This is a genomic window from Thalassobaculum sp. (genome assembly GCF_040219215.1).
Taxonomy (GTDB): Bacteria; Pseudomonadota; Alphaproteobacteria; order Thalassobaculales; family Thalassobaculaceae; genus Thalassobaculum_A.
Map to the genome: position 1 here is coordinate 447,286 of NZ_JAVJSX010000008.1, position 17,982 is coordinate 465,267.

19 protein-coding genes are annotated in these 17,982 nt (G+C 67.3%); 8 read left to right on the top strand and 11 right to left on the bottom strand.

Translation table 11 applies throughout. The features are described from left to right. Window positions 1–3 precede the first annotated feature (3 nt). Both RIC54_RS07580 and RIC54_RS07585 read right to left on the bottom strand, forming a co-directional pair. Complete coding sequence (locus RIC54_RS07580; protein ID WP_350086253.1) at window positions 4–1,368, bottom strand: glutamate--cysteine ligase; 1,365 nt, start codon at window positions 1,366–1,368, stop codon at window positions 4–6. Between the two features lie 13 nt (window positions 1,369–1,381). Continuing rightward, a complete protein-coding gene (locus tag RIC54_RS07585; protein WP_350086256.1) occupies window positions 1,382–2,143 on the bottom strand; it encodes a 16S rRNA (uracil(1498)-N(3))-methyltransferase in 762 nt (253 codons plus the stop codon). 98 nt (window positions 2,144–2,241) lie between these two features. On the opposite strand from RIC54_RS07585, the gene RIC54_RS07590 reads away from it, so the two are divergent. The 3 genes from RIC54_RS07590 (at window position 2,242) to RIC54_RS07600 (ending at window position 3,509) form a co-directional block, all read left to right on the top strand. Continuing rightward, window positions 2,242–2,610, top strand: a complete 369-nt coding sequence (locus RIC54_RS07590; RefSeq protein ID WP_350086259.1) for a hypothetical protein — start codon at window positions 2,242–2,244, stop codon at window positions 2,608–2,610. Continuing rightward, complete coding sequence (locus tag RIC54_RS07595) at window positions 2,607–3,062, top strand: YaiI/YqxD family protein (RefSeq protein WP_350086262.1); 456 nt, start codon at window positions 2,607–2,609, stop codon at window positions 3,060–3,062. The genes RIC54_RS07590 and RIC54_RS07595 overlap by 4 nt, the downstream gene beginning before the upstream one ends. A gap of 72 nt (window positions 3,063–3,134) precedes the next feature. Then, window positions 3,135–3,509, top strand: coding sequence for a cupin domain-containing protein (locus RIC54_RS07600; protein WP_350086265.1), 375 nt, complete (start codon window positions 3,135–3,137; stop codon window positions 3,507–3,509). A gap of 7 nt (window positions 3,510–3,516) precedes the next feature. Here the strand turns inward: RIC54_RS07600 and RIC54_RS07605 are convergent, their stop codons facing one another. From RIC54_RS07605 to RIC54_RS07625, 5 genes are all read right to left on the bottom strand, one after another. Further along, entirely contained in the window at window positions 3,517–3,990 is a 474-nt protein-coding gene (locus RIC54_RS07605; RefSeq protein ID WP_350086268.1) for an ureidoglycolate lyase, read from the bottom strand. 3 nt (window positions 3,991–3,993) lie between these two features. Further along, on the bottom strand, window positions 3,994–4,527 hold the full coding sequence (locus tag RIC54_RS07610) for a gamma-glutamylcyclotransferase family protein (RefSeq protein ID WP_350086271.1): 534 nt from the start codon (window positions 4,525–4,527) through the stop codon (window positions 3,994–3,996). 103 nt (window positions 4,528–4,630) lie between these two features. Then, on the bottom strand, window positions 4,631–5,113 hold the full coding sequence (locus RIC54_RS07615) for a hypothetical protein (RefSeq protein WP_350086274.1): 483 nt from the start codon (window positions 5,111–5,113) through the stop codon (window positions 4,631–4,633). Between the two features lie 4 nt (window positions 5,114–5,117). Beyond that, a complete protein-coding gene (locus RIC54_RS07620; RefSeq protein WP_350086277.1) occupies window positions 5,118–5,726 on the bottom strand; it encodes a DUF2135 domain-containing protein in 609 nt (202 codons plus the stop codon). Then, window positions 5,713–6,396: a MotA/TolQ/ExbB proton channel family protein gene (locus tag RIC54_RS07625; RefSeq protein WP_350086280.1), complete on the bottom strand. Its 684-nt coding sequence runs from the start codon at window positions 6,394–6,396 to the stop codon at window positions 5,713–5,715. Before RIC54_RS07625 ends, RIC54_RS07620 begins: the two co-directional genes overlap by 14 nt. Before the next feature lie 211 nt (window positions 6,397–6,607). Between RIC54_RS07625 and RIC54_RS07630 the strand changes: the two genes are divergently transcribed. Genes RIC54_RS07630 through hemH form a run of 3 tightly spaced genes read left to right on the top strand, consistent with a single transcriptional unit; the run spans window position 6,608 to window position 9,921 of the window. Continuing rightward, window positions 6,608–7,564: a 2OG-Fe(II) oxygenase family protein gene (locus RIC54_RS07630; protein WP_350086283.1), complete on the top strand. Its 957-nt coding sequence runs from the start codon at window positions 6,608–6,610 to the stop codon at window positions 7,562–7,564. Between the two features lie 45 nt (window positions 7,565–7,609). Continuing rightward, complete coding sequence (locus tag RIC54_RS07635) at window positions 7,610–8,803, top strand: calcium-binding protein (RefSeq protein WP_350086286.1); 1,194 nt, start codon at window positions 7,610–7,612, stop codon at window positions 8,801–8,803. 53 nt (window positions 8,804–8,856) lie between these two features. Beyond that, window positions 8,857–9,921 (top strand): ferrochelatase, encoded by a 1,065-nt coding sequence (gene hemH / locus RIC54_RS07640; RefSeq protein ID WP_350086289.1) that lies wholly within the window; start codon window positions 8,857–8,859, stop codon window positions 9,919–9,921. Between the two features lie 26 nt (window positions 9,922–9,947). On the opposite strand, the gene RIC54_RS07645 is transcribed toward hemH, so the two are convergent. Beyond that, the gene (locus RIC54_RS07645; protein WP_350086292.1) at window positions 9,948–11,702 is read right to left on the bottom strand and encodes a mechanosensitive ion channel family protein; all 1,755 of its coding nucleotides are present in this window, start codon (window positions 11,700–11,702) and stop codon (window positions 9,948–9,950) included. Window positions 11,703–11,946: 244 nt separating this feature from the next. Further along, window positions 11,947–12,690: a calcium-binding protein gene (locus tag RIC54_RS07650; RefSeq protein ID WP_350086296.1), complete on the bottom strand. Its 744-nt coding sequence runs from the start codon at window positions 12,688–12,690 to the stop codon at window positions 11,947–11,949. A 154-nt stretch (window positions 12,691–12,844) separates the two neighbouring features. Here RIC54_RS07650 and RIC54_RS07655 point away from each other — a divergent pair, with 154 nt between their 5' ends. Then, window positions 12,845–13,714, top strand: coding sequence for an EamA family transporter (locus RIC54_RS07655; protein WP_350086299.1), 870 nt, complete (start codon window positions 12,845–12,847; stop codon window positions 13,712–13,714). 9 nt (window positions 13,715–13,723) lie between these two features. Here the strand turns inward: RIC54_RS07655 and RIC54_RS07660 are convergent, their stop codons facing one another. Then, the gene (locus RIC54_RS07660) at window positions 13,724–15,418 is read right to left on the bottom strand and encodes a hydantoinase B/oxoprolinase family protein (protein WP_350086302.1); all 1,695 of its coding nucleotides are present in this window, start codon (window positions 15,416–15,418) and stop codon (window positions 13,724–13,726) included. A gap of 10 nt (window positions 15,419–15,428) precedes the next feature. Further along, the gene (locus tag RIC54_RS07665; RefSeq protein ID WP_350086305.1) at window positions 15,429–17,603 is read right to left on the bottom strand and encodes a hydantoinase/oxoprolinase family protein; all 2,175 of its coding nucleotides are present in this window, start codon (window positions 17,601–17,603) and stop codon (window positions 15,429–15,431) included. 153 nt (window positions 17,604–17,756) lie between these two features. Here RIC54_RS07665 and RIC54_RS07670 point away from each other — a divergent pair, with 153 nt between their 5' ends. Continuing rightward, the gene (locus tag RIC54_RS07670; RefSeq protein WP_350086308.1) at window positions 17,757–17,966 is read left to right on the top strand and encodes a DUF3185 family protein; all 210 of its coding nucleotides are present in this window, start codon (window positions 17,757–17,759) and stop codon (window positions 17,964–17,966) included. The last annotated feature ends 16 nt before the right edge of the window (window positions 17,967–17,982 follow it).

Sequence of the window (17,982 nt, forward strand, 5' to 3'; positions counted from 1 at the left end):
GCCTCAGTACCGCAATTCCTCGAACACGGAATCGACCGAGCGGCCCCAGCGGGTCTCGTAGGCGTCGAGCAGCTCCTCGGCCGGAGTGCGTCCGGAGCCGGCGATCTCGTCGAGCACGCCGAGGAAGCCGGTCTCGTCGTTGCCGGAGCTGTCCAGCCGCTTGCGGCGGCGTAGGCCTTCGCGGGCCAGCGCCAGGACATCCTGACCCCAGGCGGCGAGACTGCGGCCGCGGAACTGGACCTTGAGGCCGTCGCGCGGCACCGCGTCACGCAACTCCTGGTGCTCGGCGACGGTCCAGTCCCTGCAGAGCTGCCAAGCCTGATCCTGGACGCCCTTGTCGTACAGCAGGCCGACCCACAGCGCCGGCAGGGCGCACAGGCGGCTCCACGGCCCGCCGTCGGCGCCGCGCATCTCGATGTACTTCTTCAGGCGGACTTCCTGGAACACCGTGGTGGTATGGTCCGACCAGTCGCCCATCGACGCGGTGTGGTTCTTCAGTTCCGGCAGCGTGCCGGCCATGAAGTCGCGGAAGCTCTTGCCGGCGACGTCGATGTAGGCGTTGTCCCGGTAGGCGAAGTACATCGGCACGTCGAGCAGGTAGTCGACGTACCGCTCGTAACCGAACCCGTCTTCAAACACGAACGGCAGCATTCCGCAGCGATCCGGATCGGTATCCGTCCACACGTTGCTGCGGAACGAGGTGAAACCCGACGGCTTGCCCTCGACGAACGGCGAGTTGGCGAACAGCGCTGTCGCCAGCGGCTGGAGCGCCAGGCTGATCCGGTATTTCTCGACCATGTCGGCTTCGGATTCGAAGTCCAGATTGACCTGGACGGTGCAGGTCCGCTTCATCATGTCGATGCCGAGATTGCCCTTGAGCGGCATGTAGCGCTTCATGATCTCGTAGCGGCCCTTCGGCATCCAGCCGATGTCCTCGCGCCGCCACTTCGGGTCGAAGCCCAGGCCGAGCATGCCGACGCCCAGTTCGTCGCAGACTTCCTTCACCTGGGCGAGGTGGCTGTGCACCTCGTCGCAGGTCTGGTGCAGGTTGTCGAGCGGCGCACCGGACAGCTCGAACTGGCCGCCGGGCTCCAGGGTGATCGCGCAGCCGCTGTGGGTCAGGGCGATGGTCTTGCCGTGCTCCTGGATGGGGGTCCAGCCGAAGCGGGTCAGCCCGTCCAGGATCGCGCCAATCCCGTCCGCTCCCTCATAGGGCAGGCGGCGCAGGTCGGACAGGCGGAAGGCGAATTTCTCGTGCTCGGTGCCGACGCGCCACGCCGATCTCGGCTTGGCGGCCGAAGAGAACCACTCCACGAGCTGCGCCTTGTCGGTGATGGGCGCGCCTTGGTCTTCGGGGGGACGGGACATGCGGGCTCCGCGATCAATCGTTTGATGTCGATGTCGTCCAATCGCCGGCGACCGCCTGCCAGACGGCGAGTGCGGCCAGCGCGGCGGTATCGGCCCGCAGGAGCCGAGGCCCCAGACCGACGGCCGTAACAAAGGGCAGCTTCCGTAGGCGGTCAAGTTCCTCCTGGGCAAAGCCGCCTTCGGGTCCGATCACGAATCCGGCACGCCGGCGCACCGCAGGCCCGGCGGCGGCCAGGACTTCTGCGATTCCGTGTCCAGTGCCGCTCTCGTCGCACAACAGTAGTGCCCGGTCTTCAGGCCACTCCGCGATCAGCTTGTCCAGGGTGGTCGGCTCGCGAACCGTCGGGACGGTCAGCCGGTCCGATTGCTCGGCGGCCTCGATGGCGTTCGCGGTCAGCCGATCGGTGTTCACGCGGTCGACCATCGTGTGCCGGGTCATGACGGGCCACAGCAGCGACGCGCCGAGCTCGGTCGCCTTCTGGGCGGTGAAGTCGATGCGGGCGCGCTTGATCGGAGCGAATGCCAGCCACAGGTCGGGTTCACCGCGCTGCGGACGGGTCTGGTGGCCGACCACCAGCGAGGCCCAGCCCTTGCCGATTCCGTCGATCCGCGCCAGCCACTCGCCATCGCGGCCGTTGAACAGCGCCACACCCTCTCCGGGACCGAGGCGCAGCACGCTGCGCAGATAGTGCGCCTGTCCCGATTCCAGGCCAACGACAGCGCCGTCGGCCAGCGGCGCCGTCACGTACAAGCGGGTCTCGATGCCATCCTTCATCGCGGGGATGTAGCGCTCGACCGCAGCGACGGCAAGTCAACCTGATCCGTACATGTCCCATGCCGCGGAAATGGCACATTTCCTGCTAATCATGGGGCATGCGCATTCCATTCCTGTCCCGACCCCAAACGTCCCCAACCGACCGTCGCCGCCAGCGCCGGCTGGCGCCGCACGGCGACAGCTACGTCAGGATCGACGGCCGAGACCATCCGCTGAAGAACTGGTCCGAGGATGGCGTTCTGGTGGCCCCCTATGTCGGAGGGTTGGTGCCGGGCCAACGGGCCGTGCTGTCAGTGGTCATCCGCGACTGGCATGATCGCGACGGTGTCCTGAGGCTGGACAAGCTGATGGTCACCGTGCTCCGTATCGACCGCTTCGGCCTTGCCGCCCGGTTTCGACAGGTGGAACGCTACAAGGCGGCCGCGCTGAAGGAACACTATGCCCGCAAGTGCCGGAAGGCGTCATGACGCAAGCCGATCGCCCGCCCGAAATTTACGTCGACGCCGACGCCTGTCCGGTGCGCGATGAGATCCTGAAAGTCGCCGATCGACACGGCCTCATCGTTCATCTGGTCAGCAACCGCGGCTTCCGGACCACCGACCGGCCGAACGTCCACAACGTGCTGGTGCCCGATACCTTCGACGCGGCCGACGACTGGATCGCCGAACGGATCGGACCGGGTGATGTGGCAATTACCGGTGACATTCCGCTGGCGGCCCGCTGTCTGGAAAACGGCGCGAAGGTGCTGGACACCAAGGGCAAGGCGTTCACCGAGCACGGCATCGGCATGGCGTTGGCAATGCGTGAGCTGATGAGCGACCTGCGGGCGATGGGCGAGGTGTCCGGCGGCGGCCCCGGCTTCACCAAGCAGGACCGGTCGCGCTTCCTCGGCGCCCTGGAGCAGGCGGTCCGACGCTGATCGGACCGGGCTTGGTCCGACACCGGATCGTTGCCATGATCGGCCGGTGACGAATTCAGCCAGGAACCTGCCATGCACGCCGACGACCTGATCCAGCACATCGACTCGATCGCTACCTACTCGCCGCCGCTGCACGACGGGACGGTGAACCGGCGATTGGTCGACCCGGCGGTCGGCGCCGGCATCGAAGTCATCCAGGGCCGCCTGGCACCGGGCGGCACCGCCAGCCGGCACAAGCACAAGGACGCCTGGCAGATCATCCTGGTACAGAGCGGGCGGGCGCGGGTATCGCTCGGCGACGATGTGGTTCAGGAGGTCGGTCCGGGCACGGTGATCCGGATTCCGCCGATGATGCCGCACCAGGTCGAGATCCTGGGCGAGGAGACGGCCGAACTGATCGTGATCTACAATCCGCCGGTTGGGCCGGACGGCTTCATCCCGGCCTGACGGGCGGCTACAGGCTCAACTCGATCTCGACCGGCAGGTCGGTCCAGTCCTCGTCGCGATCGCCGCCGTCGTTGAACATCACGGTGGCGAACACGGCGTCGCGGTCGAGCACGGTCATCGGGTGGTGCCAGACACCGGCGCGGTAGTTGATGCCGGTCTTGCCGTCGACCACGAACAGCCTGGCCCGGGCGAGGTCCGGCCCTCCGTCGGCATCGTTCGGGGCGACCATGACCACATAGCGCGAGACGTCGACCGGCAGGAACGATTGGCTGGAGAAGGCGTGCCGCTCCATCACCTTGGTCTTCAGCGGCAGTGCCGTCGGTGCGGTCAGGCTGGTACGGAAGCACAGCTCGGCGTTCCCGGGCCGCAGGTTCTCCGAGTGGGCTGAATAGTCCGCGCGACCCGGCTCGCTGGGCAGCGCCAGGATTTGACCGAAGGGCGCGAACGCGGCCTCGGTGATCGGTTCAGCGACGAGTTTCATGGATCAGCCCTCCGCTGCGGGTGCCAGGTCGGGATTCCGCACCAGGATGCCCTCGGCGCGCAGCCGCTCGCGGGTCTCCACCCAGATCGGCTCGGCCTGTTCCGGTGTCAGCCTGCCGAAGCACGCCATGTAGACCTTGGACAGCTTAAGGAAGCCGTCCTTGTGCCGCACCGCCCAACGGGCCAGGTCCCACGGTTCGTCAGAGGCCAGGACGCCGTCTTCGGCACCGCAGAACGTGGCTTCGACGGTCCTGCCGTCGGTCAGCACCGGCCGGCATGGCGCCATGTCGTAGTCGTAGTCTTCGAAGAACAGGATGCGTGCATCCTCCTCGGCGGAGGCGGTCGTGAACACCACGCCGTCGACGCTCGACCCGGAATCCTCCACCAGGATCGGGAAGCTGTCGCGCAGTATCCGGACCCGGCGGTAGCCGGCCAGCCGCGCCGGGGCCAGCGCCTCTGGGACCACCGGACGCTCCAGCACCAGTTCCAGAACGTCGCGGTCCATCAAGGTTCCGAAGAAGAAGTACCGCGTGCTCATGGGCGTGCGCTTTCTCATACCCGGGATCGGCGGCGGACCATACAGGCAGCGTTTGCCCGGCTCAACGGTCAGTTGGTGGCTGATGTCGGGGAAGGGTGGCGGGTCAGCGCTGCGGCTTCGGCGGTGGCGCGGTCGGCGGCACCCAGCCGACCGTGGGATCACCGCCCTCGCCCCCCTCGGTGCCGTCTTCGCCCTGCATGGTCAACTCAACGCTTCCGCCCTGCTGCTCGACCTGCTGGCCGGCCTCGTACAGTTGCCGGGCGGTCTGCTCGCTCCACGGCAGGCGGTAGGCGATCGGATCGCCTCCGGTCTTGGCGCGCAGCCACAGGAAGATCGCCTCGTCCTGCCGCAGGTGCTGAGCCAGCACTTCGGACCGTTCGAGCCGGCTGGACAGCAGTTCGATCTCCACCGGCTTAGGACGACCCAGGAGATCGGATGTCGCCGCATAGAACAGCGCGACCTGGATGATCGCCAGCGCCAGGGTACTGCGCCGTACCCCGGGGCTGGTCGCCGAGGTCGCGATCAGCCAGACCAGCCCGCCACCGACCAGGGCTGCCAACGCCACCAGGACGATGTGCAGGTCCATGGGGCTAGCCGGTACGCACGGATTTCAGCGAGATCGGGAAGTCATTGATGCTGCCGAGCATCAGCCGTCCGTCTTCGTCGAGCGCAAAGCGGACGACGGTAATCTCCTGCCCGGCGTGATTGAGGATCAGGCGTGTGTCGATGATCGTCACCGTGGTCTTGTCCGGTCCGGCCGAGAGCAGCACGCGGACGTTGACCGGTACGGACGGTGCGAGCGCGCGGTTCGAGTAGAAGTGGATGTTGACCGCGTACTCGCCGACCGGCGTACCGCGCGAGAACGCGAACTCGTAGTTCAACCCGGTGCCGTCGCGTTCGAAGCCGAGGTCGTCGCGCAGCAGGTCGAAGACCAGTCCGTTGTTGTGGGAGTAGCCGACCGGCCGGTCGTTCGGAGCCTTCACCCAGAGATCGACGTCGACATCGACATCGTCCGGCCAGCGGGCCTCGACGATCAGGTTTCCAGGCGCCTCGATGGTTTCCTCGCCCTGGGTCGGCGGCGCCAGGTGCGGGAGCATCAGCACGACCATGGTCACGAAGCCCAGCAGGGTCAGCATCACCAGGTCGCGAAAGACCGTGCCGTCGTCCTCGCCGTCGTCGTTCGGGTCAAGGCCGCGCATCGGCTTCTCCGATGGCGACCAGATCGGCGAGAAGCCGCACGGCGGTGGACGCTACCAGCCGGTAGTTGACGGTCAGCCAAAGATTGGCCACGGCGCCGGCCAGGGTGGTGTACAGCGCCACCGACATTCCCTGGATCAGGGTTGCAACCATCGGCGTCATGCTGCTCACGTCCGCTGCCTTGGCCGGGTCCACGCCGGACAGAGCGACGATGAACCCGACGACCGTGCCGATCAGGCCAAGCAGCACGAGGCTCGCGGCGATATGGCGGATGACGGCGATATAGTCGGTCACGCGTATCCGCAGGGTCGATGCCGCAAGGTTGCGGCTGCCGCTTGAGCGGTGGCGTACTTCCGCGCGGTAGCGCCGCGCCCATGAATCAGGATTGGGATTGTAGCTGTGGGCGCATTCGATCTCCTGGTCCAGGCGCCACAGCCGATGGCATGCCAGCACCATGCCGCCGACAAATACCGCGATGATCACAACCGTAAGCCTGGTCGGATCGGCTGAGATGATGGTGTCCAGCCAGCCTCGATGCCAGGCCATTGCCAGCAGGGCGAGGGCGGGGAGGTTCAGGGCTGCAAACTGATAGAGTGGGGCGTGCCGGGTGCCGGCGCGGGGGACCGAAGGATCCAACGCGGTGGTGGACAAGGCCGGGTCAAAAGCGGTCATGGACGCCTCCTGGCGAACCAATGGCCGGCCGATGACCGGCCTTCACGATTACATGGGGACAACTTGTCCCCGCTGCTACCCCAATCCCCATCCCCTTAACTATTCATGAATTACAACACCGTTGAGTCGGTGTGTGTTTTTCAGGACCGGCGTCTTGGACTTGTGGGAACAGGACGCTAACCTCTCGAGACCTGAACGACGAGGATGAGCAATGGTTCCAGCCTTTTGGGGGCGACGGCTGCCCAACTTCGTGGTGATCGACGCCGATGGTCGCCGCTTCGAGTATCACCGCGACGTGGTGAGCGGGCCGACCTTGTTGATCGCTGGCGGACGAGAGGCTGAGGTTGGACGCGTCGCGGTGGCGTTTCGCGACACTGCGAACATCCTGGCGTTCGGCGAAGCTCTGGAATGCGATGGAGTCCGCTCGATCCCGGACCCCGATGACAATATCCGGCGGGCCCTGTTCCAGGGAGAGATGACGGATCCCGAGGTGATGCTGGCGGATGCCAACCAGCGCGTGGTGGCGCGGGTGCCGCTGAACGGACCGGGGGTCGCCGAACTGCGCGCTGCGCTCGACGCGCTAAAGCGGCCGTCGGCGCAGGAACGCCGCGCCATGGCACCGGTGATGCTGTTGCCGAACCTGCTGGATCCGGGCCTTCGCGACCGTCTTATCCAGGCGTTCGAACAGGACAACCGCGAGGGAACGGTAGCGATCCTCGACGCCCAGGGGACTCCGGCGCTGGTCGAGATGCCCGACCGCAAGCGACGTCGGGACCTGACGCTCGACCGCCGCCGTCCGCTGTACGGCGATGTCCGTACGGCCATCGCCGAACGCCTGATGCCGGAACTGTGGAAGGCCTGGTGGGTCGACCGGCTCCGCCCCGAGGCCTTCTATGTCGCCAGCTACGAGGCGGGTCGAGGGGATTTCTTCGCCGCCCATCGCGACAACAGCCTGCCGGCGACGGCAAATCGGCGGATCGCCGTCAGCATCGAGCTGAACGACGACTACGAAGGTGGCGGGTTGGTGTTCCCGGAGTACTCCGACGACCGCTGGCGGGCCCCAGCCGGTGGCGGCCTGGCGTTCTCCTGCTCGCTTCTGCACGAAGCGGTGCCGGTGACCGCCGGCTGTCGGTACGTGCTGCTCGCTTTCCTGGCGACTCCTGACTGACGTTGCGCGGCCCGATTCGTGCACGGCAGCGCCAGGAGGTGTGCCATGCCGAATCCACTGCTCAGCCTGGGATTTGCTCTCGATCGCTACGATGCCGCCACCGGCCGTGCCGGCGCGGTTGCCTTCGATCACCGCCTCGACCGTGTTCTGGTAGAGAACGGTTCGTCGTTCGGCTTCAACCTGCCGGCCGGGACCCCGATCGCCGCACTTGGCGACCTTTACGTCCACGCGACGATCGCCAAGCCCGGATCGGCGGACTTCGAACTGCACCTGATCCCGACGGCGGCCCCCTCTGTGACGCTGCTGTTGGACCATCTCGGGACGGTGAGCGTCGCGCCCGGGCAGGCAGTTGCGGCGGGCGGCGAGATCGGCACGGCGACAGGGCGGAGCCTTGGCCTGTACCGCCCGTTCGAGATCGAGGTTCGCGACCTCGATCAGGGCGTGGCGGTCAATCCTTGGACCTACTTTGACACGTCGATATCGGGCGGGCTCAGGCAGTCGGTGCGCGATCTGGTGAGCGACTGGGAAGGGTGGCGCGGGAACGCAACCGTTCACGACGAGGGGGCCTGGATAGACGCCGGCATCACCGCATTGTCGACCCCGCTGCCGGCCGACCCGTGGTCACGGCATGGCGGCTCCGGTGACGACCACCTGGTCGGCTCGGCCGGCCTGGATACGTTGCTCGGCCACGACGGCAATGATGTGCAGTCAGGCGGTGCCGGCGCGGACTATCTGCTGGGCGGCGGCGGTGACGATGTGCTGTACGGAAACCAGGATCGCGATGCTGCGATCGGCGGTGACGGGGCGGATACCATCTTCGGCGGACAGGGCAACGACTTCGTGCATGGAGCCGATGGCGACGACCGGGTCTACGGCAATTTCGGCGACGATCTGGTTTACGGCGGTTCCGGGAACGACTGGCTGCACGGTGGGCGCGACAGCGACCGTCTCTTTGGTGACGCCGGTGACGACACGCTCGGCGGCGGGTTGGGGAATGACACACTGGTCGGCGGTGCCGGCGCTGACCGGTTCGTGATGGTAGCCAATGGCGGGTTCGACCGGATCGAGGATTTCAACGGGGCTGAGGGTGACCGTGTTGTGCTGTCGCCGGGTGTCTCCTACGCCGTGTCGGCTGACACCACGGGTAACGCCGTACTGGCCCTGGGGCCAGGCGCGTCGATCACTCTGGTCGGGGTTGTGCCGGCGGTAATTCAGAGCGAATGGATCCAGTTCGGTTGACGCGTGCGTATTGAACGCGCATTCGAGTTCGACAGGGTTGGAGATCACTGATCATGACGTTGCGCCGCATCGACGCCGTTCCCGGTACGCCCGGCCATCCGATCATTCGGCTGGGGCGGATCGGCGTGCTGCTGGTCAATCTCGGCACCCCGGATTCCACCAGCGTGCCGGACGTCCGCCGATATCTGGCGGAATTCCTGTCCGACCGTCGGGTGATCGAGGTCAACCCGCTGCTGTGGAAGCTGATCCTGCACGGCTTCATCCTGCGGGTCCGGCCGCCGAAGACCGCCGAGGCCTACAAGGCGATCTGGATGGCGGAGACCGACGAGTCGCCGCTGCGTTTCCACACCAGGGCCGCGGCGGAGGCGCTGCAGGAACGGCTCGATCCCGACGCCGAGACGGTGCGTGTCGACTGGGCGATGCGGTACGGGAATCCGGCGGTCCGCGACCGCATGGCAGCCCTTCAGGACGAAGGGTGCGACCGAATCCTGGTGCTGCCGCTGTACCCTCAGTACTCCGCGTCCACAACCGGCACGGTGGTTGACGAGGTCTCGCGGTTCCTGATGACGAAGCGCTGGCAGCCCGCTGTGCGCACCGTGCCGGCGTTCCACGATGACCCGGTCTATGTCGAGGCCATCGCGAACGGCATCCAGGCGCATCTCGCGACGCTGGACTGGGAGCCGGAAGTGATCCTGGCGTCGTTCCATGGCCTGCCGAAGCGCTACCTCACCCAGGGTGACCCGTATCACTGCCACTGCGCGAAGACCGCGCGGCTGGTGCGCGAACGGCTGGGGCTGGACGCGAACAAGCTGCGCCTGACCTTCCAGTCACGGTTCGGTCGGGAGGAGTGGCTGCGTCCGTACACCGACGAGACCATCGCCGAGCTTGCCGGTGCCGGGGTGAAGCGGCTGGCGGTGGTGATGCCCGGCTTCGTCGCCGACTGCGTGGAAACCTTGGAGGAGATCGGCATCCAGGCCCGCGAAACCTTCGAGCATGCCGGCGGAACCCACTTCAGCCTTGTCCCCTGCCTCAACTCCAGCGTCGATGCGACGTCGCTGTACGAGACGCTGGTCCACCGCGAACTGGCGGGCTGGTGGAAGCCGGAGACCGTGGGCTAGCAAGTGTCGGTCCCGGAGCCCTGCCTTCAGGTTTGGAGGGCGACCTCCGGTTTGTCACCGCCCGCGATTTCTATGGCGATGGGAGCGCTGCCCGGTTCGAGCACGGTGGTTGTGGTCGGGAAGGCAAAGGCAATGCCCTCTTCGCCGAAACGCTGCAGGATCCGCAGGTTGATCCGGTCGTGCGTGGCGCAGAACGCCCAGAAGTCAGGCGGGTGGTGCCATGTGTGAGCGACCAGGGTCAGGCTGTCCGGCGCGAGGTCCTCGAAGAAGACGCGCGGCGGCCTGTCGGCCCAGCGCTCGGCATGCTCGTGGAGGACCTCGCGGAACACAGTGAGCGCCCGGTCGATCATTTCCGGGGAGGTCTCGTAGGTCAGTCCAAGACGGATGTTGCGGCGGATGCCGGGCCGCTTGGAGATGTTGACGATCTCTACCGACGCCATCTTCTCGTTCGGTATGGTTGTCAGGCTGCCGTTGAGCTGGCGGATCCGGGTCGATCGCAATCCGATGTTCTCGACCACGCCTTCAACGCCGATCACGATGATCTGGTCCCCCGCGCGATAGGGCTGGTCGAAGAAGATCATCAGGCTGCCGAGAACGTTGCGCAGCGTGTCCTGAGCTGCCAGTGCGATAGCCAGGCCGCCGACGCCGACGCCGGCAATCAGGCCGACCAGCGGCAGGCCGATCTTCTCGCCGCCGATCAGGATCAGCGTCATGGCGAACACCATGCCCAGGATGCGCGAGCACAGCCGCAGCACCTGAGCATCCAGCGTGCCCTCGGCGACCCGCGGCGAGGCGATGATGATCTCGGCGACCGACACGCAGGCCACCCAGGCAATCCACGCCCCGACGAGATGCACGACGGTCTCGGCCGCGATGCGGATCGGCGAGCCCAACTCCTCGGTGACATGGATGACACCGTTCGCGACGACCACGGCGATCGGAATCAGGACGATGATCGCGGCCGGCATCAACAGCCGGATCAACGATGCGGCCACCGCCGAGCGCTCGCCGTCGATGGACCGCAGGCGCCCCGCTGCGGCCTGCGCCAGGACGATCAGCGCAGTGGTCGCGAGGGCCAGAAGCGCAAGGGCGAGCCATTTCCATGTCACCAGCCCGAGCACGTTCGACTTGAGCCAGCCCGGCAAGGTTTCGATCGCTTTCGGCGGGATCAAAACCCCGCCGACCAGTCGCCGGTTTGCTACCAGATCGTGGACCGGCACGGGCCGGCGGTAGGGCAGGTGGTGGACCAGGGCGTAGTTGTCTGCGGCAAGGTTGACCGTGTCGGCACTAAACAGGTAGTCGCCCTGGCGTTCTCCTTCGGTGGCGCGCACCAGCGTGATGTTGGTGCCCGGCACGATCCAACGCGTCGGCGGAGACGTGCCGGCGACTGCGTCCGGCCCGGGAATCTCGTTCGCGGGCGGCAACTCGATGCGGGACAGGATCTCGTACAGGTAGACGCTGGAATCGACGGCAACCTGGTTGCGGGTCGCCGGCGCGATGTAGCTCAAGTCCAGGACCCGGCGGGCCGTGCGCAGCCGTGCTTCGAAGATGGCCCGAAGGTTGGTGAACGTCGGCTGGTCGTAATAGACGTCCCGGTAGAAGCGGCTGATCGCGTCGCTGTTGTTGAGGAAGCCGATCAGGGTGGCGCGCGGGCTCGATGTGTCCAACGGTCGCAACGGATGCGCGGCTTCTTCCGGCGCCGCTGCCACCGGCTGCTGGGCTTCCACCGGCCCTGCGGCAAGCAGCAGGCAGATGAGGGCGACGACGATGCGTTGTATCATGCAACCCTCATTCGAGCGCCGACGCTCGAGCCTCCTTCGGGACGATGCCGACGTTTCGTATCACGTCGCACGACAAAAGCTATCCGGCACAGCCGCGTGGCTGTTGATCTAAAATTCTAAAAAATGGAATTGTGACTTTCAATCTGTGGACACTTTTCCGTGACGCGAAACGCACCAGATCCGACGCGATATTTCCCGCCGCCGGGGCCAGGGCCTATAGGCGCGACCTGCCGCAGGCCGAGCTTCATCCCCAGGCGATCGCCACATCGTCCGGATCGGCGACCCCGATCAGGGTGATCCGGGTCCCGGTAGACAGGCGCAGCACCGAGTCATCGCCGGTGCTGTAGCTGATCGAGATCGCGACGCCGCCGGCCAGCAGGATCTGGTCGGCGGCGATATCGAAGTCCTGGATGACGTCGCGGTCGTCATCGACGCTGCGGTAGACGAAGACATCGCCGCCCTGGCCGCCGAAGAGTGTATCGTCTCCCTCGCCGCCGGTCAGCCGGTCCGCGCCCTGGCCGCCGTACAGCAGGTCGTCGTCGGCACCACCATCGATCAGATCATCGCCCTGGTTGCCGTAGATCAGGTCGTTGCCGGCCCCGCCGGACAGGGTGTCACGGCCGTCCAGCAGGATCGCCACGCCGTCGCGCAGCACATACACCGGGTCGGAGTTCATCCCGCCGAACAGCACGTCGTTGCCGTCGCCGCCGCGCAGCAGGTCGTCGTCCTGGCCGCCGTACAGAATGTCCTCGTCGTCGCCGCCGTCGAGGGTGTCGAGGCCGGTGTTGCCGTAGAGGATATCGTCGTCGTCGAGGCCGGATATCAGATCCCATCCGTCACCGCCGAACATCCGATCCGACTTGACGCTGCCGGAAAGGGAGTCGTCGTTCAGGGTGCCGACCACCTCGGCATCGATGTTGATCACCAGGGTTGTCGACGACTGCAGCGCGCTTGCGCTGAGATAGCGGGTGCCGCTTGCGATAGGCATGGCGTTCTCCGAGAGACGGACGGTTCATTGCTCCAACGAACAGGCAAAAATCGGTCCAAGGGCAGCGTTCGGCCCTGCCAAACGTCAACGTGGCAGCGACGCCGATCCGTCGCGCGATACACTGCCGTGATCGCATCCAACCTCGGGGATCGTAATGCAGGGTGAGGCGGCCGTTCTGGCGCTTGGTGCCGCCGGGTTCTTCGGGCTGGCGCTGGTGCTGACCCAGTTCGGCCTGCGCCATGCGGCACCGGTGCCGGGGGCCGCGATCAGCGTGACGACCACCGCGGCGACGTTCGTGGCCGCATCGCCGCTGCTGGTCGACTGGACGGCGGCGGCCGTGCCGGCGGTGCTGGTGTTCGCCGCGGTCGGCAGCTTGTTCCCGGCGACCGTGACGATGCTGACATTTCGCGCCAACCAGCGACTCGGCCCGCATGTCGCCGGCGCCCTCGGCAACCTGGCGCCGCTGTTTGCGGTCCTGTTGGCAGCCATCTTGCTGGGCGAAGTACCGGGCCCTTGGCAGGCGGTCGGCATCGTGGTCGTCCTGGCGGGGGCAACCACCTTGGTGCTCGGGTCATCCGGAAGCCTTGGTGTCGCCGCCTGGACCGCGATGCTGCTGCCGCTCGCGGCGGCGCTGATCCGCGGAGCGGTGCAGCCGGTCGTCAAGATCGGCTTCGAGACCTGGGCGGATCCGTTCGCCGCCGCAACCATTGGGTATCTGGTATCGGCGGCGGTGATGCTGGTCACGGTGACCGCGCGCGGCGAGGTTGCGGTGATCCGCGCAAGCCGGTCGGGCTGCCTGTGGTTTGCCGCGGTCGGGCTGTGCAACGGCGCCGCCGTGGTGACGATGTACGCCGCGCTGGCGCGTGGACCGGTGGCGCTGGTGGCCCCGCTGGTCGCGAGCTATCCGCTGGCAACCCTGGCGTTCGGTGCGATCCTGCTGCGCTCGGCCCGGATCGGAGGACGCGTCGCGCTTGGCGTGGCGGTTACCGTTGCCGGTGTCGCCCTGCTGCTCGCGACGCGTTGACGCCGACCCTCAGTCGTCGCCCGCCGACCTCGCGGCACCGTTCCAGCCGTACACCGCCTTTGCCTGCTCGGCGCTGACGAAGCCGTCACGGACGTCGATGGCCAGTTGGGCGCGGTCGCGCGTCTTGGGGTCGCCGAGGCCGCCGCCGCCGGGCATCTCGATGGCGATGCGGTCGCCGGCCGGGATGGTCTGGCGACCCTTGCCCTTGAACGACGGGCCGGACCCCAGCGTCAGCTTGCCGACCATGCCGTCGCTTCCGCCATTGCGGCCGCGCGGCGCGTGGATCACCCGGTCGAACATGCAGTTCATGGCGAACGGCGCGCCGTCGGCATGGGCGATCTCCATGATCTGGCCGACGCCGCCGCGGTGGGCGCCGGGACCGCCGGAGTCGGTGCGGTATTCCTTCCGCCAGAAGATCAGCGGGGCGATCGTCTCGTTCACCTCGACCGGTGTGTTGCGCACCCCGGACGGGAAGGCGGTGGCGTTCAGCCCATCCTTGCCGGGCCGGGCGCCCGTCCCGCCGGCGTGGAAGGTGTTCATGGCGAACGGCCGGCTCTTGCCGTAGTCGCCGTCAGCGACGCCCTGGCCGCCCAGCAGCACTGGATTCCAAAGGCAGCTGGTGCCCTCGGCTGGCACCCGGTCGGGGATGATCTGGTTCAGGCAGCCCAGCACCACGTCGGGCAGCATCTGGCCGGTGACGTGACGGGCGGCGACCGCCGCGGGATGCAGGGCGTTCAGGACGCTGCCCTCGGGCGCGGTTACCCGCACCGCGCCCAGTGAGCCGGCGTTGTTCGGCACGGCACCGCCGATCACGCAGCGAACGCCGAAGCTGGCGTAGGCCTGGGTGTAGGTCAGCGGCACGTTGATGCCGTAGGACGACGCCCCGGAGGTGCCGGCGAAGTCGACCGCGATGCCGTCGTCGGTCACGGTCAGGGTGGCCACCAGGTCCAGCTCCTTCTCGAAGCCGTCGACCCGCATGGCGTTGGTCCAGCTGCCCTTCGGCAGCTTGCCGATCTCCTCCAGCATGCCGGCGCGGCTGCTGTCGATGATGTGCCGGCCGAGTTCGTCGAGGGTGCTGAGGCCGAACTCGCGCATCATGTCGACGAGGCGGCGCCCCCCGACCTCGTTGCAGGCCATCAGCGAGTAGATGTCGCCCTCGACCTCGACCGGGTTGCGGACGTTCACCGCCAGCACGTGCAGCAGGCTGCGGTCGACCGTGCCGGCGGTGGCGAGCCGCATGATCGGGATGTTGATGCCTTCCTCGTAAACCTGCCGGCCGTCCGGGCCGAAGCCGCGTCCACCGACATCGACCACGTGGGTGGTGCAGGCGAACAGTCCTACCGGCCTGCCGTCCAGGAAGGTCGGTGTGACGACCGTGAAGTCGTTGAGGTGGCCGGTGCCCTTCCAGGGGTCGTTGGTGATGAAGACGTCACCCTCGGCCATGGTCTCGATCGGGAAGGTCTCCAGGAAGAACCCGACGGAGGCCGCCATGGCGTTGACGTGGCCCGGCGTGCCGGTGACGGCCTGGGCCAGCATCCGGCCCTGGACGTCGAACACGCCGGCCGAGATGTCCCCGGCCTCGCGTGCCGAGGTCGAGAACGCGGTGCGGACCAGGGTCTGAGCCTGCTCCTCGACGACCGAGAGCAACCGGTTCCACTGGATCTGCATGTGGATCTGGTCGAGGGCGGTGCGGTTGGTGGTCATGTCGATCTCCTCAGGCGCCGGTGCCGCGCTTGGCGGTCAGCATCAGGTAGCCGAGCGGGTTCACCGAGACGTCGAAGGTCGAGGTGACGACGGTGGTGGTCTGGTCCTCGACGATCAGCGCGGGGCCGTGCAGCACAGCACCCGGCGCCAGGTCGTCGCGGGCGTAGATCGCGTAGTCGAGGCTCTCCTCGCGCTCCGGATCGAAAACGCTGCGGGTGTCGATCGGCTTGGGTGCCGCTGCGCTGCCGGTGACCGCGGCTGGCGCCGTTCCGGCGGCGATCGGTGCCGACACCGTGACGGTCCAGCTCAGGATCTCGGGCTCCTGACCCGGGATGATCCGGCCGTACAGATGAATGTACTCGGCCTCGAAGGCTTGCCGGATGCGCGCGGCGTCGGCGGGGGTCAGTTTTCCGTTCGGCAGCGGCACGCTGATCTCATGCCCCTGGCCGACATAGCGCATGAACGCGACGCGGCTCTCGCTCAACCCCTCGGATCCGGCGCCGGCGACCACGATGGTACGGGCCTCGTCACCCATCTCGGCCAGCAGCGTGTTGACCTCCTCCGCGTCGAATGCCGACAGCGGCAGGTAGCGGCTGCGCACAACCTCATAGGAGATCGGCGCCCGCAGGAAGCCGATGGCCGAGCCGACGCCGGCGCCGGTCGGGACGACGACGGTGTCGATTCCCAGCTTCTCGGCAAGACGGGCGGCGTGCAGCGGTGCGGCACCCCCGAACGCGATCATCGACCGGGCGGTGATGTCCTTGCCCCATTCGATGGCGTGCACGCGGGCGGCGTTGGCCATGTTCTCGTCGACGATCTCGGCGAGCGCGAAGGCGGTCAGCCGTCCTTCCAGACCCATCGGCTTGCCGACCTTGGCGTCGAGCGCCCGGGTGGCGGCCTCGACGTCCAGTTTCACGTCTCCGCCGGCAAAGCGCGCGGGGTCGATCTTGCCCAGGACCACGTCGCCGTCAGTGACGGTCGGCTCCTCGCCGCCGCGGCCGTAGCAGGCGGGACCCGGTTCGGACGAGGCGCTCTCCGGCCCGACCATCAGGCGGCCCATGGCGTCGACATGGGCGATCGAGCCGCCGCCGGCGCCGATCTCGACCATCTCGATTGCCGGAATGCGAACCGGCAGGCCGCTGCCCTTCAGGTTGCGGTAGACCCGGGCCACCTCGAAAGTGCGGGTCGACAGGGGCGCGAAGTCGTCGATGAGGCAGATCTTCGCGGTCGTGCCGCCCATGTCGTAGGACAGCACGTCCTTCAGGTCGCATTCCTTGGCGATTTCGGATGCCAGGATGGCGCCGCCCGCCGGACCGGATTCGACGAGACGGATCGGGAACCGGATCGCCGTCTCCAGGGTGGTCAGTCCACCCCCCGAGGTCATCAGCAGGAACGGGCAGCCGTAGCCCTTGGCCCGCATCCGCTCGCCCAGTTCGGTCAGGTAGCGGGCCATCTTCGGCTGGACGTAGGCGTTGGCGCAGGCGGTCGACTGCCGTTCGTACTCGCGGATCTCCGGGCATGCCTCGCTGGACAGGGTGATCGCCAGATCCGGGCGGGCCTCCGCCAGGATCTCGGCGACACGCCGCTCGTGCGCGCCGTTGGCGTAGGAGTGCAGCAGGCCGATCGCGACCGCCTCGACCTTGTCCGCGGCGATCTGGTCGACCAGCGCGCGCACTGAGTCCTCGTCGAGCGGGATCAATACCTCGCCCTTGTAGTTCAGCCGCTCTTTCACCGACCAGCGCAGGTAGCGCGGCACCAGCGGCGGCGGGCGGTCGATGCCGATGTCGTACTGCTCGAACCGGTTCTCCTGGGCCATCTCCACGCTGTCGCGGTGCCCGGCGGTGGTGATCAGCGCGGTCTTCGCACCCTTGCGCTCGATCAGCGCGTTGGTCGCCAGGGTGGTGCCGTGGATGATCAGCCCGACGCTCTTCGGGTCGACCCCGGCTTCCGCCACAGCCTTGTCGACACCGGCGAGCACGCCGTCCTCGGGTGCCTGGGGCGTCGTCAGGACCTTCGCGGTGACCCGTCGGCTCCCGATTTCCAGGGCGACATCGGTAAAGGTGCCTCCGACGTCGACGGCGAGTCGCGGGGCGGTGCTGGAGAAGGTCATCGGGAAGCCGTTGTTGCGGTGCGGGAGAGGCAGGAAGCCGGGTGCAGGGTTCTCGATCCGGGGCCGCTTAGTCAATGGGGCATCTCGACGCTTGACGGTATTGAGGTGCCTCGCGGGTCACCTGTGACCGGCTGTGGAACCGCTGTGTGTTTGCGCCGTTGATGCCATGACCCGGACGGGGGGCGAACCGCCCGACCGTGGTCGGCAAGACTTCCAGGGGAGAACAGGATGAACCCCCAACAACTTGTCGGAATCGCTCTCGTCGCGGCCGGGGCCGTCCTTGTCGGTTTCGGGCTGAACGCAACGGAGGCGCCCCTTGGGCAGATCTCTGAGGCGCTCACCGGCAGCTATCCGGATCGCACGATCTGGCAACTGGCCGGCGGTGCGGCGGCCCTGTGTGTCGGCGTCGTGCTGACAGCCAGGAGCCGTGCGCGTTGAGCGCCTGGACTCGGCC